Genomic DNA, 12,025 nt, shown 5'->3' on the forward strand with positions numbered 1-12,025 from the left:
CCGCTCCGCGTAAGAGCCGTGGACCCGCAAGCGTCGCCAACGACGAACTCGCGTTCGCCCAGGCCCCCCTGCGCAGGCTCCCGGCCCAACAGCGCAGCATGGTCCGGGTCCAGCGCATGCTCGACTGCTGCGCCGACCTCCTCGACGAAGTCGGCTACGACAACCTCTCCACCACCCGCATCGCCGAACGCGCCGGGGTGGCCATCGGCTCCGTCTACCAGTTCTTCCCGGACAAGAAGGCGATCACCCAGGCCCTGGGACTGCGTTTCCTGGACCAGTTCAGCTCCCGGGTCACCGAACGCCTGGCGGACGCCTCGTTCACCCACTGGACCGTGGCCGTCGACGCCATCATCGACGAGTACATCGACATGCACCGCAACGTGCCGGGTTTTCGCAGCCTGCACTTCGGTGACATAGTCGACCCCCGGCTGCTCAGCGGCGGCAGCGACAACAACCGCGTCATCTCGGTGCGGCTGCGCAGGATCATCGTCTCCGTCACCGGAATCCCCGACGACGACGAACTCGACCGCGCCATCCACGTCGCCGTCGAAGCCGCGGACGCCGTCCTCAAACTCGCCTTCCGCGACAACCCCGACGGCGACCCCGCCCTCGTCTACGAGGCCAAGCGCCTGGTCAGCAGCTACCTGTCCCACTTCTCCGAACGCAACGGAGGCGATCATCCTTGGTAGTCGACGCACCGTCCCTCTCCGCACCCCTCACCGGCACCGCCGCGGGCGTGCCCTTCCTCGCCCTGCCCCCGGCCGCGGCCACCGACGTCCCGGCCCCGCTCGTGGTGGGCCTGCACGCCTTCGAACCACCGCGCAGTGAGTCGGCCCTGGCCGGAGCGGTCCCCATGGCCTCCCTCCCGGCCTGGCGCGTCTACCTCGGCCTACCCCTGTTCGGCCACCGCCTGCCCGAGGGCGGTGTGGCCGAGATCAACCAGCGCGGTGAACGCGACTACCTCGTCGAGCTCTTCGGCCCGGTGGTCGAGGAGGCCGCGGCCGAACTGCGCCGGGTCGTCGACGAGCTGCGTTCGACCTTCCCCGTCGCCGACGTCCCGGTCGGCCTGGTGGGGGTGGGCGCCGGAGCCAGCGCCGTACTCCTGGCCCTGGCCGAGAAACGCCTGCCGTTGGGCGCGGCAGCGGTCATCAACCCGATCGTGGACCCCTCACTCCTCATGGCCGCCCGCGAACGCCGCACGGGCACCCCGTACCGCTGGGGCCCGCAGGCCCAGCAGACCCGGAGCTGGCTGGACTTCTCCGCCAGGGCCGCCGAGATCTCCGGCACCGGCACCCCCATGCTCGTGGTCAACGGCGGCCGGGACGAGGTCGCCCCGCCCGAGCACGGCCGCGCCTTCCACGACGTCCTCACCCGGCAGAGCGCGGAGCAGGGCCTTCAGCGGGACGTCCGGCATGCGCTCCGTCACATCGTGGTGCCCGACCTGGCACACGCGATCGGCCCCGAGCCCGGCCTCGAACCGGGCCCGCTCACGCCAGCCGGGGTGCTCACCGACCGAGCCCTCACCGAGTGGTTCCACCTGCACCTGACCACTTCCACGCAGGTCCAGGCGCCCGCGGACTCCTAGGTCCCGGCTTCCCCCGGTCCCGGTCGCGCGTCCCGGACACGGCAACAGCCGACGTTCACCCACAGCACCCCGCGGCATTGCCCCGAGGCCGCTTCCCGGACGTCACCGCGACAGTCAGTACACGTTCCATGGGATCATCCAGGGGCGACCGCGCCAGCGGTCCCATCTGATCCGTTTCGACTCATCCACCAGGAGGGCGAACCACGTGACGGAACCGGCACCGGTCTTTGCCAGCGGGGTCGACAACGAGAGGCTGAACGCGCAGCTGCGCTTCATCCTCGAAGTGGACAAACTCAAGCGGGTCCTGCGGCAGAACCTGCTGGTGGACGGCTCCCGGCGGGAGAACTCCGCGGAGCACTCCTGGCACCTGGCGCTGTCCGCCCGCACCTTCGCCGAGTACGCGCCCGAGGGCACCGACATCGATCGCGTCACCGAGATGCTCCTGATCCACGACATCGTGGAGATCGACGCGGGCGACACCTTCCTGTTCGACCAGGTCAGCACCGAGACGCAGGCGGAGCGCGAGCGCGCCGCCGCCGACCGCCTCTTCCCGCTCCTGCCCGAGGACCAGGCCGTCCGGGCCCGTGAGCTGTGGGAGGAGTTCGAGGCGCGGCTGACCCCGGAGGCGCGGTTCGCCCGCGCGGTCGACCGCCTCGCCCCGATGCTCGCCAACTGGCACAACGAGGGCGGCGCGTGGGTGCGCTTCGGCGTGACCCGGGCACAGGTCATGGAGAAGGTGAAGATGATCTCCGAGGGCTCCGAGGCCCTGGGGTCCTACGCCACCGCCCTGATCGACGACGCGGACCGGCGCGGCTACTTCCGCGGCTGAGCGGCCGGACGGGCCGAACCGGGTCAGACCCGGCCCATGATCAGCTGGACCGCGGCGGTCAGACCGACGATGACCAGCACCGCGCGCAGGGCCGTCGGACTGAGCCTGCGGCCGAAGTTGGCGCCCAGGTAGCCGCCGACGATGGTGCCGACCGCGAGCAGGGCCACCACGGGCCACGCGGGTGAGGCCAGCACGATGTAGAACACCGCGGCGGTGCTGTTGGCGATGGTGGCCAGCGCGTTCTTCAGAGCGTTGAGCCGCTGGAGGTCGTCGTCCAGGGTCGCGCCGAGCAGGCTGATCAGGATGATCCCCTGTGCGGCGGCGAAGTACCCGCCGTAGGTCCCGGCCCCGTATGCGCCCACCGGCATCCAGACGCCGCCGTTCTTCGAGGCGGGCTTGCGCGAGCGGGCCCACTTGGTGATGCGGGGCTGGAAGATGATCAGCAGGCAGGCACCGCCGATCATGAACGGCACCACGGACTCGAAGACGCCCGAGGGCAGGTAGATCAGCAGCATGGCGCCGGTGAAGGCGCCGAGGAAGGACATGGTACCGAAACGGATCAGCCGTTCCTTCTGCCCGGCCAGCTCGCGCCGGTAGGCGATGGTTCCGCTGAGTGTCCCGGGGGCAAGGCCGACGCTGTTGGAGATGGTCGCGGTGATCGGCGGGTAGCCGAGCGCGAGCAGCACCGGGAAGGTGAAGAGCGTCCCCGAACCGGCGATGGCGTTGATCCCGCCGGCGGCCACACCGGCGATCAGAATGGCCAGGGCCTCCCAGAGTTCCATCCCACCGGCCTTCCGAACTACGCTCCCCGACCCTCGAGGGCCAGAACAGACTACGAGACCCGGTCATCGGATCATCAGGCCGGGGCCGGACGAACACGAGGCCCCGCCGCACCGGTTCGGGTACCGCGGGGCCTCACGAGGAATCAGGTCAGGTCGGGATCTTCACGACCTCTTTCTGGATGCGCTCGAAGGCGCTGCTGACGCCCTGGAGCGCCTGACCCATCTCCGCCGGGACGATCCACACCTTGTTGGCGTCGCCCTTGGCGATCTCCGGGAGCTTCTGGAGGTACTGGTAGGCGAGCACGTCCGGGTCGACCCGGCTCGTGTGCAGGGCCTTGAACACCATGTGGATGGCGTCGGCCTCACCGCGGGCCCGCAGGGTCTGAGCGTCCGCGTCGGCCTTGGCCGTGAGCATCTGCGCCTCGGCGTTACCCTTCGCCTTCAGCACGGACGAGGAGCGTTCACCCTCGGCCCGCAGAACCAGGGCCTGCTTCTCACCCTCGGCACTGAGCAGCTGGGCGCGCTTCTCGCGGTCCGCGCGCATCTGCATCTCCATCGCCTCCTGCACGGAGGACGGCGGCTCGATGCCCTTGAGCTCGATCCGGCTGATCTCGATGCCCCAGTCGCGCGTGGCCTCGTCCAGTACGGACTTGAGCTCGCGGTTGATCTGGTCCCGGGAGGTGAGCGTGCCCTCCAGGTTCATGCCACCGATCACGTTGCGCAGGGTCGCGAGGGTGAGCTGCTCGACCGCCTGGATGAAGTTGGCGACCTCGTAGGTGGCGCGGTAGGCGTCCACGACCCGGATGTAGACCGCGGAGTCGACCTCGACCGCCAGGTTGTCCTCGGTGATGGCCGACTGCGGCGGGAAGCTGACCACCTGCACCCGGCGGTCGATACGTTCCCGGACCTGGTCAACACCGGGAATCACGATGTTGAAACCGGAACTGAGCGTTCGGTGGAACTTACCGAAACGCTCGACCACGTCCTCCATCGAGTGCGGCACGATACGCACGCTTCGCCAGAAGATGATCAACAGGACGGCGACGAAAAGTACGACGACGATGATGCTCGTAGCCATGGGTTAGCGAACCCTCCCGACGTCGAACCGGGTAACGGTGTTCAACAGCGGCATCTGCGGCAGCTCCGGATCTCCTGACGGGGGTGACAGGCAGCGTGGAAGCGGACCGCACCCTCGCGGCCCGCCGGGGATGATCATAAAGCGCGCCGAAATAGAGCGATCCGCTCACTGAACGTTGACGCTACCCCATACCCCTCCGGGACGACCACATCCGGACGGAAATAGGATTTACGGACAATACATTCTCGGCATATAAACGTCCCCTATTTCACGGGAACAGCCACGTCAGGCAGGCAGCCAACCTCAGGGGGACGAGGGCGGCCCTAGACAGCCCTGGCCGTCCAACGTCCCCCGTCGCGCTCCACCTTCAACGGCAGCCCGAAGGTCTCGCTGAGGTGCTCGGCGGTCATCACCTCGTCCAGCGGCCCGGCCTGCACCACGGCCCCGTCCCGGATCAGCAGCCCGTGCGTGAAGCCGGGCGGGATCTCCTCGACGTGGTGGGAGACCACCACCAGCGCCGGCGCCATCGCGTTCGCGGCCAGCTTGCCCAGACGACGCAGCAGGTCCTCACGGCCGCCCAGGTCCAGCCCGGCCGCGGGCTCGTCCAGGAGCAGCAGCTCGGGGTCGGACATCAGCGCGCGGGCGATCAGCACCCGCTTGCGCTCGCCCTCGGAAAGAGTGTGGAAGTCGCGGTCGGCGAGGTCGGCCACGCCCCAGTGACCCAGCAGCGCACGCGCCCGACCGTAGTCGGGGGTGCCGTACTCCTCGCGGAAGCGCCCCAGATACCCGTAGGCGGCGCTGACCACCAGATCGAGAACAGGCGTGCCCTCCTCGATCCGGTTGGACACCGAGGCGCCCGCGTAGCCGATCAGCGGCCGCAGCTCGAACACGTCGACTCCGCCGAGGTGCTCCCCGAGGATCTCGACCCTGCCCGCGGTGGGGTACAGCTGGCTGGAAGCCACGTTCAGCAGGGTGGTCTTGCCCGCCCCGTTGGGACCGAGCACGACCCAGCGCTCGCCCTCCAGCACCGACCAGTCGGCACCGTCGAGCAGGTTCTCGCCGCCGCGCCGTACCGTGACCCCGTTCAGGCCCAGAACACGCCCGTCCATCATCCTCCTATCGTCACGTCCCACGCCGGTGCACGGGCCGCCCTACCCTGAAGTAATGCAACTGACGTCCGCACCGCTCGTCGCCTGGGGCAACGCCTGGCTGTCCGGCCACGTCGGGTTGGACGACGCCGTCGACGCCGTGGAACGCCGGGGCGGCCCCAACCTGATCGGGACAGTACCTCCAGGCGACCTGCCGTTCGACAGCGGCGTACCGCTGCGTACCGCACTGGTACGCCTTCGTGGCCTGGGGTTGTCCGCGTTCCGGTTGGCGCTGCCCGCCTGGGGTGATCCGTTCGGGCTGGTGGGCCCGGCCGAGCTCAACCAGGCCGCCATCGAGGCTCAGGAGGGGGTGCTGGTGCAGCTCGCCGACCGGCAGGTGGGCCTGGTGCCCGCCGCCGACCGGCGTGGTTCATCCTACGTGGGCGTTTCGTGGGCTCCGTATCCGGCAAACGACGCCGTTCCCCGAACACCCGACCTGCCCGAGGCCGAGCGGCAGCTCAAGCTCACGCTGCTCCAGGTCGCCGAACAACTCCAGGGCGTGGACGACGTCGCGGGGTTCGCCCCGGCCGTGCACAGGGCCCTCGGTGACCTGGGTGACCCGGGTGTCCCGCTGTTGGCCCACGGCTACCCTCACCGCGCGCACCGGGTGGCGGCTCAGGCCGAGCGGCTGGCAAGAGTAGTGGAACTGGCCGAGCCCACCTCCGGAAGGGGCCTCAGCGCCTACCAGGCACAGCTCCGCCGGGACGCCCTCCACCAGCTCGACGCGGCAGTGCGCAGGGCCCTGGTGGCGGCGCACGCCGCCATAGAGCTGCCGTAGACGGGTATGGAACCCTGGGAGTGGTGTCGGGAATTCTCCGGGTGAAGCCAGGGGATTCACCTGATCCGCACGTGAAGCTCCCACCCCGATACTTGGGTGAGAGCAGCACAGGGTGAGAGGCCGCCCGTGGCCGACCCGTATGAGGAGGAGAGCCGTCATCATGCAACCCGAGCACATCCGAGCTTCGGACGCGGACCGGGACCAGGTTGCCGAACGACTCCGTGACGCCCTCGCGGAGGGGCGGCTCAGCCCGGTCGAACACGAGGAGCGCCTGGACACTCTCTACAAGGCCAAGACCATCGGGGAGCTGTCCCCGATCATCTCCGACCTCCCCGGCTCCGGAACCTCCGTGCCGTACGGCCGCACCGCCACGGACGGCGGGCTCGACAACGGCATGGAGGTCCTCGGCAGCGAAGCGCGGGACCTGGCCGGGCAGAGCAAGGGCTCGGAGAACCTCGTCGCGGTCTTCGGCGGCTGCGAGCGCCGGGGCCGCTGGCTGGTGGAGCCCCGAACCAACGTCTCCGTGCTCTGCGGCGGGGTGGAACTGGACCTGCGCGAAGCGGTGCTGAGCCAGCCCGAGGTGACCATCCAGCTCGCCGTGATCATGGGCGGGGTCGACATTACCGTGCCCCACGGGGTGCGGGTGATCAACAACACGTCAGCGATTCTGGGCGGGACGGACCTGCACGGAACGGACCAGGTCACGGACCCAAACGCCCCCGTCGTACACCTGACCGGCACCTGCATGCTGGGCGGAGTGGACGTCAAGGCCAAGAAGGTGAAGAAGAAGCGCAGGGGCCGCCGTGACAAATAGTGTCCACATAGTGAACTAGCTGCGAAAACCCCGGCCCCTGACCGTCACTCCCGCCCCACGGCCGAGTACCGTGAAGATCGCCATGAGTGATGAATCCACGTTGTTGGTCACGGTGACCGGACGCGACCGTCCGGGCATCAGCGCACGCCTTCTGAGCACCCTCTCCGTCTTCCCCGTCACCATCGTCGACCTCGAGCAGGTCGTCCTGGGCGGGCGACTGGTCCTGGGCGCGATTCTGGAGGTCGACGAACGGGTCGCCCCTGGGGTGAGCCGCCAGCGGGTCTTCGAGGAGATCCGCTCCGCCCTGGACAAGACCGCCATCGACCTCGACATGGAGGTCGAGTACGCCGACGGCAACAACCGCGTGAACGAGATCGCTTCCGAGCGGCTCCACGTCACCGTCCTCGCCGCACCCCTACGCCCCGGCGCCCTGGGAGCGATCACGTCCTGTGTGGCCCGTTCCGGAGCCAACATCGACCGCATAGAGCGGCTCTCCGGCTATCCGGTCACCTCCGTGGAGATGGAGATCTCCGGAGGCAACCCGGACCAGCTCCGCGCCGAACTCGCCATGGAGTCCGCCACCCAGGGTGTGGACGTCGCCGTGCAAGCCAGCGGCCTGCACCGCCGCGGCAAGCACCTCATCGTCATGGACGTCGACTCGACCCTCATCCAGGGCGAGGTCATCGAACTCCTCGCGGCCCACGCGAACTGCCTCGACGAGGTAGCCAAGGTCACCGAAGAAGCGATGCGCGGCGAACTCGACTTCGAGGAGTCCCTCCGCCGACGCGTGTCCCTCCTCAAGGGCCTGGACGCCTCCGCGATCGACAGGGTCCGCGAAGAAATCCAGCTGACCCCGGGCGCCCGTACCCTCGTCCGCACCCTCAAGCGCCTCGGCTACGAGTGCGGCATCGTCAGCGGCGGCTTCACCCAGATCACCGATGTCCTGGTGGAGAACCTCGGTCTGGACTACTCCGCGGCGAACACCCTGGAAATCATCGACGGCAAAATCACCGGCAACCTGGTCGGCCCCGTCATCGACCGCAAGGGCAAGGCCACCACCCTCCAGCGCTTCGCCGAAGAAGCTGGCGTCCCCCTCGAACAAACCATGGCCGTGGGCGACGGCGCCAACGACCTCGACATGCTCCAAACCGCAGGCCTTGGCGTCGCCTTCAACGCCAAGCCGGTCGTCCGCCAACAGGCCGACACCTCGGTGAACGTGCCCTACCTGGACACCATCGCCTTCATCCTCGGCATCACCCGCGAAGAAATCGAAGCCGCCGACCTCGTAACAGCACCCCAGGACTAACCAAGCGTCAGAGGGGACTCCGCACGTGCGGAGTCCCCTCTGACGTACCCGTAGCAAGATCACCGAGAACCCGACCAAACCCACCCACCACACAACACCCCCACCCCCGCATTCACATGTTCACAAACCCCCACAACAAAAAAGGAGGGGGCCCGCTCCGAAGAACGAACCCCCTCCCCTCAAGAAAAACCGTGGCAGCGACCTACTCTCCCACCCCATCACAGAGCAGTACCATCAGCGCAAGGAGACTTAACGACCGGGTTCGGAATGAGACCGGGTGTGACCCTCCTGCTAAAACCACCACGGAAACCAACACCAAGCAGACTCAACCCCCAAAGGAAGGAATCCACACGGCGAAAATCCGTGAACAAGCGTGCGCGAACATCCAATTATCTGCAGCGGACAAGCCCTCGGCCTATTAGTACCGGTCAGCTCCACCCCTCACAGGGCTTCCACATCCAGCCTATCAACCCCGTCGTCTACAGGGAGCCTTACCCTCTCAAAGGAGGCAGGAGACCTCATCTCGAAGCAAGCTTCCCGCTTAGATGCTTTCAGCGGTTATCTCTCCCGAACGTAGCCAACCAGCCATGCCCTTGGCAGGACAACTGGCACACCAGAGGTTCGTCCGTCCCGGTCCTCTCGTACTAGGGACAGCCCTTCTCAAGTCTCCAACGCGCACAGCGGATAGGGACCGAACTGTCTCACGACGTTCTAAACCCAGCTCGCGTGCCGCTTTAATGGGCGAACAGCCCAACCCTTGGGACCAACTCCAGCCCCAGGATGCGACGAGCCGACATCGAGGTGCCAAACCATCCCGTCGATATGGACTCTTGGGGAAGATCAGCCTGTTATCCCCGGGGTACCTTTTAGCCGTTGAGCGACACCGCTTCCACACGCCGGTGCCGGATCACTAGTCCCAGCTTTCGCTCCTGCTCGACACGTCCGTCTCACAGTCAAGCTCCCTTGTGCACTTACACTCAACACCTGATTACCAACCAGGCTGAGGGAACCTTTGGGCGCCTCCGTTACTCTTTGGGAGGCAACCGCCCCAGTTAAACTACCCACCAGACACTGTCCCCGAACCGGATCACGGTCCAAAGTTAGATGCCCGAAACAGTCAGAGTGGTATTTCACCAACGCCTCCACCGCCACTAGCGTGACAGCTTCACCGGCTCCCACCTATCCTACACAAACCATCCCAAACACCAATGTCAAGCTATAGTGAAGGTCCCGGGGTCTTTCCGTCCTGCTGCGCGAAACGAGCATCTTTACTCGTAGTGCAATTTCACCGGGCCCATGGTTGAGACAGTGGGGAAGTCGTTACGCCATTCGTGCAGGTCGGAACTTACCCGACAAGGAATTTCGCTACCTTAGGATGGTTATAGTTACCACCGCCGTTTACTGGCGCTTAGATTCCTAGCTTCGCCGGGGCGAACCCCAACTAACCAGTCCTCTTAACGTTCCAGCACCGGGCAGGCGTCAGTCCGTATACAGCGTCTTACGACTTCGCACGGACCTGTGTTTTTAATAAACAGTCGCTTCCCCCCGCTATCTGCGACCCCACCCAGCTCAGGATGCAAGATCCGTCACCAGACAGGGCTCCCCTTCTCCCAAAGTTACGGGGACAATTTGCCGAGTTCCTTAACCATGGTTCACCCGAACGCCTCGGTATTCTCTACCTGACCACCTGCGTCGGTTTAGGGTACTGGCCACACACGAACTCGCTAGAGGCTTTTCTCGACAGCATGGGATCACTCACTTCACCGAAAACGGCTCGGCATCACGTCTCAACCTTCATGAGAGGCGGATTTGCCTACCCCTCGGCCTACACGCTTACCCCCGGACAACCACCGCCGGGTAGAGCTACCCTCCTGCGTCACCCCATCACTTACCTACTACAAGCTCGGGTCCCAGACCAGACACCAACAATCTCCCGAAGGAGCTCGAAGGATCCAGCGTGGTTAGCATCACCTGATTCGGTACTGGACGCTCGTGCACGGGTACGGGAATATCAACCCGTTATCCATCGACTACGCCTGTCGGCCTCGCCTTAGGTCCAGACTCACCCTGGGCGGATTAACCTGCCCCAGGAACCCTTAGTCAATCGGCGGCAACGTTTCTCACGTTGCTTTCGCTACTCATGCCTGCATTCTCACTCGCACACCCTCCACCACTCGATCACTCGGCAGCTTCACTGGATGCACGACGCTCCCCTACCAACCCAAGTCTAAACTTGGACTTCACAGCTTCGGCGGTGTACTTAAGCCCCGCTACATTATCGGCGCAGAACCACTTGACCAGTGAGCTATTACGCACTCTTTAAAGGATGGCTGCTTCTAAGCCAACCTCCTGGTTGTCTCAGCAACTCCACAACCTTTCCCACTTAGCACACGCTTAGGGGCCTTAGCTGATGATCTGGGCTGTTTCCCTCTCGACTACGAAGCTTATCCCCCGCAGTCTCACTGCCACGCTTCACTTAACCGGCATTCGGAGTTTGTCTGACGTCAGTAACCTTGTAGGGCCCATCAGCCAAACAGTAGCTCTACCTCCAGCAAGAAACACGTGACGCTGCACCTAAATGCATTTCGGGGAGAACCAGCTATCACGGAGTTTGATTGGCCTTTCACCCCTACCCACACCTCATCCCCCAGATTTTCAACTCTGGTGGGTTCGGGCCTCCACGAGGTCTTACCCCCGCTTCACCCTGGACATGGGTAGATCACTCCGCTTCGGGTCCACAGCATGCGACTCAAACGCCCTATTCAGACTCGGTTTCCCTACGGCTACCCCACCCGGGTTAACCTCGCCACACACCATGACTCGCAGGCTCATTCTTCAAAAGGCACGCCATCACCAAAGACAAGCTTCAGCTCTGACGGCTTGACAGCACACGGTTTCAGGTACTATTTCACGACCCCTCACCGGGGCACTTTTCACCTTTCCCTCACGGTACTAGTGCACTATCGGTCATCAGGACGTATTTTGGCTTAGCAGGTGGTCCTGCCAGATTCACACGGAATTTCTCGGGCTCCGCGCTACTCGGGAGAACATCAACACCTAGACTCTTCCTTCACCTACGGGACTCTCACCCACTCCGGTACCGCTTCCCAACGGATTCAGCTAGAAAAATCATCAGCGCTCCAGGCCGACAGACCTGAAAAGATGCATCCCACAACCCCGCACACGCAACGACTGCCGTCTATCACACGCATGCGGTTTAGCCTCTTCCCCGTTCGCTCACCACTACTAGGAGAATCACTGTTGTTTACTCTTCCTACGGGTACTGAGATGTTTCACTTCCCCGCGTCACCACCAACTACCCTATACATTCAGGTAGCGGCAACCCGACACAACTCGGGCTAGGTTTCCCCATTCGGACACCCGCGGATCAAAGCTCGGTTGACAGCTCCCCGCGGCCTATCGTGGCCTCCCACGTCCTTCATCGGCGCCTGATGCCAAGGCATCCACCGTGTGCCACTATCACTTGGCCACTACAGATAATAAGATGCTCGCGCACACTATTCACAAATCAAAACACCAACCACAAACCCCGATACCTCACACCAACCCGAAAGCTGGGAGTTCTCAGAGGTGGTAGCGGGAACCAACTCGACCACCCGCCCCCGAAAGGAGCCGATGGCCGGGATTGCTTCCTCAGATACCCAACAGCGCGCCCCCCGACGCTTCTAGTCGCCAGGGGTCAAG

9 protein-coding genes and 2 rRNA genes are annotated in these 12,025 nt (G+C 65.0%); 6 read left to right on the top strand and 5 right to left on the bottom strand.

Annotation, left to right across the window (positions count from 1 at the left end; genetic code table 11):
- The first annotated feature begins 98 nt into the window (after nt 1–98).
- From HNR07_RS23980 to HNR07_RS23990, 3 genes are all read left to right on the top strand, one after another.
- The gene (locus tag HNR07_RS23980) at nt 99–689 is read left to right on the top strand and encodes a TetR/AcrR family transcriptional regulator (RefSeq protein ID WP_017584021.1); all 591 of its coding nucleotides are present in this window, start codon (nt 99–101) and stop codon (nt 687–689) included.
- Nucleotides 683–1,585, top strand: a complete 903-nt coding sequence (locus tag HNR07_RS23985; RefSeq protein WP_184366900.1) for an alpha/beta hydrolase family protein — start codon at nt 683–685, stop codon at nt 1,583–1,585. Before HNR07_RS23980 ends, HNR07_RS23985 begins: the two co-directional genes overlap by 7 nt.
- A 205-nt stretch (nt 1,586–1,790) precedes the next feature.
- Nucleotides 1,791–2,414, top strand: coding sequence for an HD domain-containing protein (locus HNR07_RS23990; RefSeq protein ID WP_184366901.1), 624 nt, complete (start codon nt 1,791–1,793; stop codon nt 2,412–2,414).
- A 23-nt stretch (nt 2,415–2,437) separates the two neighbouring features.
- Here HNR07_RS23990 and HNR07_RS23995 read toward each other — a convergent pair whose 3' ends face one another.
- The 3 genes from HNR07_RS23995 to HNR07_RS24005 all read right to left on the bottom strand — a co-directional run bounded on the left by HNR07_RS23995 (nt 2,438) and on the right by HNR07_RS24005 (nt 5,383).
- Complete coding sequence (locus tag HNR07_RS23995; RefSeq protein WP_184366902.1) at nt 2,438–3,196, bottom strand: sulfite exporter TauE/SafE family protein; 759 nt, start codon at nt 3,194–3,196, stop codon at nt 2,438–2,440.
- Between the two features lie 148 nt (nt 3,197–3,344).
- A complete protein-coding gene (locus HNR07_RS24000; RefSeq protein WP_017584025.1) occupies nt 3,345–4,274 on the bottom strand; it encodes an SPFH domain-containing protein in 930 nt (309 codons plus the stop codon).
- A gap of 323 nt (nt 4,275–4,597) precedes the next feature.
- A complete protein-coding gene (locus HNR07_RS24005) occupies nt 4,598–5,383 on the bottom strand; it encodes an ABC transporter ATP-binding protein (protein ID WP_184366903.1) in 786 nt (261 codons plus the stop codon).
- Between the two features lie 55 nt (nt 5,384–5,438).
- Between HNR07_RS24005 and HNR07_RS24010 the strand changes: the two genes are divergently transcribed.
- The 3 genes from HNR07_RS24010 to serB all read left to right on the top strand — a co-directional run bounded on the left by HNR07_RS24010 (nt 5,439) and on the right by serB (nt 8,320).
- Nucleotides 5,439–6,200, top strand: coding sequence for a hypothetical protein (locus HNR07_RS24010; RefSeq protein WP_184366904.1), 762 nt, complete (start codon nt 5,439–5,441; stop codon nt 6,198–6,200).
- 160 nt (nt 6,201–6,360) lie between these two features.
- Entirely contained in the window at nt 6,361–7,014 is a 654-nt protein-coding gene (locus tag HNR07_RS24015) for a DUF1707 SHOCT-like domain-containing protein (RefSeq protein WP_184366905.1), read from the top strand.
- An 82-nt stretch (nt 7,015–7,096) separates the two neighbouring features.
- Nucleotides 7,097–8,320, top strand: a complete 1,224-nt coding sequence (serB, locus tag HNR07_RS24020) for a phosphoserine phosphatase SerB (RefSeq protein ID WP_184366906.1) — start codon at nt 7,097–7,099, stop codon at nt 8,318–8,320.
- 189 nt (nt 8,321–8,509) lie between these two features.
- Here serB and rrf read toward each other — a convergent pair.
- A 5S ribosomal RNA gene (rrf, locus tag HNR07_RS24025) occupies nt 8,510–8,625 on the bottom strand.
- Nucleotides 8,626–8,717: 92 nt separating this feature from the next.
- Nucleotides 8,718–11,811 (bottom strand): 23S ribosomal RNA (locus HNR07_RS24030).
- Nucleotides 11,812–12,025: the final 214 nt, after the last annotated feature.

It is taken from the genome of Nocardiopsis metallicus (genome assembly GCF_014201115.1).
Taxonomy (GTDB): Bacteria; Actinomycetota; Actinomycetes; order Streptosporangiales; family Streptosporangiaceae; genus Nocardiopsis; species Nocardiopsis metallicus.

Bases quoted from the DNA above. Each gene is read 5' to 3' on its own strand.
- HNR07_RS24015 (WP_184366905.1), top strand. From the start codon at position 6,361: ATGCAACCCGAGCACATCCGAGCTTCGGACGCGGACCGGGACCAGGTT.
- HNR07_RS23980 (WP_017584021.1), top strand. From the start codon at position 99: ATGGTCCGGGTCCAGCGCATGCTCGACTGCTGCGCCGACCTCCTCGAC.
- HNR07_RS24000 (WP_017584025.1), bottom strand. From the start codon at position 4,274: ATGGCTACGAGCATCATCGTCGTCGTACTTTTCGTCGCCGTCCTGTTG.
- HNR07_RS24010 (WP_184366904.1), top strand. From the start codon at position 5,439: ATGCAACTGACGTCCGCACCGCTCGTCGCCTGGGGCAACGCCTGGCTG.
- HNR07_RS24005 (WP_184366903.1), bottom strand. From the start codon at position 5,383: ATGGACGGGCGTGTTCTGGGCCTGAACGGGGTCACGGTACGGCGCGGC.
- serB (WP_184366906.1), top strand. From the start codon at position 7,097: ATGAGTGATGAATCCACGTTGTTGGTCACGGTGACCGGACGCGACCGT.
- HNR07_RS23995 (WP_184366902.1), bottom strand. From the start codon at position 3,196: ATGGAACTCTGGGAGGCCCTGGCCATTCTGATCGCCGGTGTGGCCGCC.